Raw genomic sequence first — 3,249 nt, forward strand, 5'->3', positions numbered from 1 at the left:
TGGGGACCGGTGAGAGGATGGTCGAAAACGTACGCTAAAGGGTCTCTTCAACGCCAAGTTGCTCACGAGTTCCGCGACGGCCCGTCAGGAGGTCAGCATTTGCGGCGATGATGGCGGCGATCTCATCGTAAACGACACGTACCCGCACCGACATCTCGGCGGCAGCATGGCCTACCAGCCATACCGGCTCTTCCATCAACAACGTGCAGGGCAAGCGCGACAGACCCGGATCGAGAAAGCAGGGCAGGATTCCCACGCCGAGGCCCGCGACAATGGCGGCGCGGTGAGCTTCGAGATGGTTGAAACGAAGGTCCGCCGATCGTCCGGCGAGGCGATAAAGCCAGCGCGAGGCGGGAAGATCATGATCGTCGGTCCACCCCACGAGCCTTGATGCAGCAAGATCGGGGATCGATCCGGCACCAGCGTAGAGGCCATGTCTCATCGTGCCAATCCTGCGAACCGTAAGAGCCCCGTGATCCGGAGGAACAAGACGCAAGGCCAGGTCGGCTTCGCCGCGGGCAATGCCCACCGGAGCGATACCCGTGATGATTTCTAGTTCCAGTTGCGGGTACTGCGAAAGCATGGCTGGCAGCGCCGGCAGCAGCAGGTGTGTTGTGATCGTCTCTGGCGCCGCAAGGCGCACCACCCCGCTGATTGTCTCGGCTCGACCGCTCGCACGGGCGCGGAAGCTGGCCATGGCTTCCTCCACCTGCACTGCTTCCGCCATCAACGCCTCGGCATCCGGCGTCGCCGTGTAACCGCCCGAGTGCCGCACGAAGAGTGTGGAGCCGATCGCGGTTTCAAGGGCATCGATCCGACGGCCGACCGTCTGCACGCTGACCCCGAGCATCCTGGCAGCGCCGGTCAGGCTGCCCGCCCGATAGGTCGCGGCGAAATAGCGAACGTCGTTCCAATCCATGCGTCATCCATATCTGGAAAGCGATCTTCCTTCCACTTCCATTCCTGAAGGCGCTGTTTGGACCTAAATAGGGCGGTGAAGGAGATCGCTCATGAACCAATCGCGATTTGAACGTGGGAAGGCTCGTTTGGCCGAGATCGACGGAGAAGCCGGACAAGCGGTGATCGCATCGCTTACCGATATCGCGCCCGATCTTGGCCGTTACATCATCGAGTTCGGTTTCGGCGACATCTACAGCCGCCCAGGCCTTGATCTCAGAACGCGCGAGCTGGCGACCGTCGCGGCGCTGGTCGCGCTCGGCACTGCCCGTCCCCAGCTCGAAGTGCATCTGCAGGGTGCGCTCAACGTCGGCGCCACGCAGGAGGAGATAGTCGAGATCATCATCCAGATGGCGCTGTATGCCGGCTTTCCCGCAGCGCTGAACGGCGTCGCGGCCTTGCGCAAGGTCCTGGAGACCCGTCATGGGTGAGAACGTCGCTCTGGTCGAACGATACTTCGCTGCTTTTGACGCTGGCGATGTCGATGCGGCGCTCGACTGCGTCCACCCCGAGGCGATCTGGCACGTCGACGGCGACCCGGCGGTCGTCACGGTTGGGATTATGCAGGGGCGCGATGGGGTGCGCCGCTGGCTCGAACGCTTTCCCACCGGCTTTCGCCCATTGGCCTTTTCGGTCGAGCGCGTGATCGGAGACGGCGGGGACGTCATCGCCCTCGGGCGGTTTCGACACCGCGTTCAACCCGCCGATGCCATCGTGGACAGTGATTACGCCATCCGGTTCACGATCCGTGACGGCCTGATCGCGCGATATCAGATATTCGAGGATTCGCTGCTGATCGCGATGGCACGGCACAGCGCAGCGCCATCGCGACAGGCGCGGATCAATGGCGTGCTCTATGGTTGGGACGACCGCGGCAGCGGACGTCCCGTTCTCTTCCTGCACGGCCTGTTCCTGAACCGCCAGTTCTGGACCCCGCTGACCGACCGAATGGGAACGGGCAAGCGGTTAGTCACCTTCGACATGCCGGGCCATGGCGTCAGTGGCTGGCGCGATGGTTTCGATCTGGACGGCATTGCAGATGATCTGGCACTGTGGATTGCAGAGAATGGAGCGACGCCGGCGACGATCGTCGGCCACAGCCAAGGCGGCATGATCGCACTGCGGCTCGCTATCCGGCATCCGCATGCTGTTGAACGCCTTGTAGTGGTGAATAGCAGTGCGCGTGCCGAGTACCCCGAACGGTTGGGGGCATGGCGAAACCGTCGCGCGGCCTTGCTGGACGAGGGTGCGCGACATGGGGCGCTGAGCGAAATTCAACGCATGACGACCGCGCCGGGGTGGGTAAAGGCGCACCCCGGCGAGGCGGCCAGCGAACGCGAGGCCATGGCTTCGCATGACCCGGCTTCTCTTGCCTTTGCGCTTGATGCCGCAGTGCTCAATCGCGACGATATCCGATCGCTGCTTTCCCAGATCAAAGTGCCGGTAGAGGTGCTTTCCGGCGCGCTGGACCATGCGACGCCTCCCGAACTGGGGCAGGAGATTGCCATGTCAGTCGATGCGGGCCGTCATGTCGTCGTTGACGGTGCCGCACATCACATACCGATCGAACAGCCAGATGCGATCGCGGCCCTGTTTCGGCGCGACTGATGTGGTCAAACAGTGCGGGTTTTTCGGGCAAGGAGCTTCTCACCGTCTGGCCTGATCTCGCCCTTGGGCGTGACGTGCCGGTAGAGCGTCTGGCGGGTGATGCCGAGTTCGGCGCACAGGTCGGCGACCTTGGTTTCGGGCTTGCCCATCGCCGCCTGGGCGAGGCGCAGCTTGGCAGGCGTCATCTTGAACGGGCGTCCGCCATGCCGACCGCGCGCACGGGCAGATGCAAGGCCGGCGCGGGTGCGCTCGACGATCAACTCGCGCTCGAACTCGGCGAGGCCGGCGAAGATCGCGAAGATCAGCCGGCCGTTGGCGGTGGTGGTGTCGATCGATGCGCCTTCGCCGGCGAGGACCTTGAGGCCGATCTGCCTTTTCGTCAGCTCGCCGACTAGGTTGACGAGATGGCGCAGGTCGCGCCCGAGCCGATCGAGCTTCCATACGACCAGCGTGTCGCCACGCCGCAGTGCCTTCAGGCAGGCGTCGAGGCCCGGGCGCGTGTCGCGCCGGCCCGATGCGGCGTCCTCATAGATATGGTCGGGATCGACGCCGGCCGCGACCAGCGCATCACGCTGAAGGTCGTGAACCTGGCTGCCGTCCGCCTTGGACACCCGTGCGTAGCCGATCTGGGTCGTCACATATACGTCCGTTCGCGTGACACAGCAGGATCGCTCCGTCATTGAT

4 protein-coding genes are annotated in these 3,249 nt (G+C 63.9%); 2 read left to right on the forward strand and 2 right to left on the reverse strand.

Annotated features, from left to right (window positions below):
* Positions 1–34: 34 nt before the first annotated feature.
* Positions 35–919, reverse strand: coding sequence for a LysR family transcriptional regulator (locus tag AX702_RS21300; protein ID WP_066782320.1), 885 nt, complete (start codon positions 917–919; stop codon positions 35–37).
* Positions 920–1,010: 91 nt separating this feature from the next.
* Here AX702_RS21300 and AX702_RS21305 point away from each other — a divergent pair, with 91 nt between their 5' ends.
* Both AX702_RS21305 and AX702_RS21310 read left to right on the forward strand, forming a co-directional pair.
* On the forward strand, positions 1,011–1,388 hold the full coding sequence (locus AX702_RS21305; protein WP_004206955.1) for a carboxymuconolactone decarboxylase family protein: 378 nt from the start codon (positions 1,011–1,013) through the stop codon (positions 1,386–1,388).
* Positions 1,381–2,565: an alpha/beta fold hydrolase gene (locus tag AX702_RS21310; RefSeq protein WP_066782321.1), complete on the forward strand. Its 1,185-nt coding sequence runs from the start codon at positions 1,381–1,383 to the stop codon at positions 2,563–2,565. The genes AX702_RS21305 and AX702_RS21310 overlap by 8 nt, the downstream gene beginning before the upstream one ends.
* Positions 2,566–2,570: 5 nt before the next feature.
* Here AX702_RS21310 and AX702_RS21315 read toward each other — a convergent pair whose 3' ends face one another.
* The gene (locus tag AX702_RS21315) at positions 2,571–3,245 is read right to left on the reverse strand and encodes a recombinase family protein (protein ID WP_066782322.1); all 675 of its coding nucleotides are present in this window, start codon (positions 3,243–3,245) and stop codon (positions 2,571–2,573) included.
* Between the last annotated feature and the right edge of the window lie 4 nt (positions 3,246–3,249).

The sequence above is a fragment of the Sphingomonas sp. CCH5-D11 genome, from assembly GCF_001557395.1.
In the GTDB taxonomy this organism is placed as follows: Bacteria; Pseudomonadota; Alphaproteobacteria; order Sphingomonadales; family Sphingomonadaceae; genus Sphingomonas.

Excerpts from the sequence above, each read along its gene's own strand:
- AX702_RS21300 (WP_066782320.1), bottom strand. The coding sequence starts at position 919 with ATGGATTGGAACGACGTTCGCTATTTCGCCGCGACCTATCGGGCGGGC.
- AX702_RS21305 (WP_004206955.1), top strand. The coding sequence starts at position 1,011 with ATGAACCAATCGCGATTTGAACGTGGGAAGGCTCGTTTGGCCGAGATC.
- AX702_RS21310 (WP_066782321.1), top strand. The coding sequence starts at position 1,381 with ATGGGTGAGAACGTCGCTCTGGTCGAACGATACTTCGCTGCTTTTGAC.
- AX702_RS21315 (WP_066782322.1), bottom strand. The coding sequence starts at position 3,245 with ATGACGGAGCGATCCTGCTGTGTCACGCGAACGGACGTATATGTGACG.